The following is a 248-nucleotide window of genomic DNA, read 5'->3' as shown; positions in this document are numbered from 1 at the left end:
CCCGTTGATGGCCTGGGTGCCGCCGTTGCTCGCGCCGTCGGTATCGAAGTAGGCCAGGAACGCTGTCCGCCATCGACGCAGGGTCTTGCCCAGTCGCGCAATCTCGGGGATCGGGCATGACGGCAACGTGGCGATGAGCTGCTCGGCGAGTTGGCGTCCTCGTGCGGGGGTGGGCTGGTGGAACACGTCTCGCAGGTCCTGGGCGCAGTGGTAGGCGACCTCGACCGCAACGTGATCGGGATGGGCGG

The 248-nt window shown here is 68.1% G+C and carries 1 protein-coding gene; it reads right to left on the bottom strand.

Annotated features, from left to right (window positions below; all coding sequences use genetic code 11):
- Window positions 1-248: transposase (locus HMPREF0058_RS11525; protein WP_006549977.1), on the bottom strand; the 248-nt coding region annotated here is incomplete at both ends.

The organism is Actinomyces urogenitalis DSM 15434 (assembly GCF_000159035.1).
Lineage (GTDB): Bacteria > Actinomycetota > Actinomycetes > Actinomycetales > Actinomycetaceae > Actinomyces > Actinomyces urogenitalis.
This window is presented reverse-complemented; position numbering and strand designations above follow the sequence as displayed.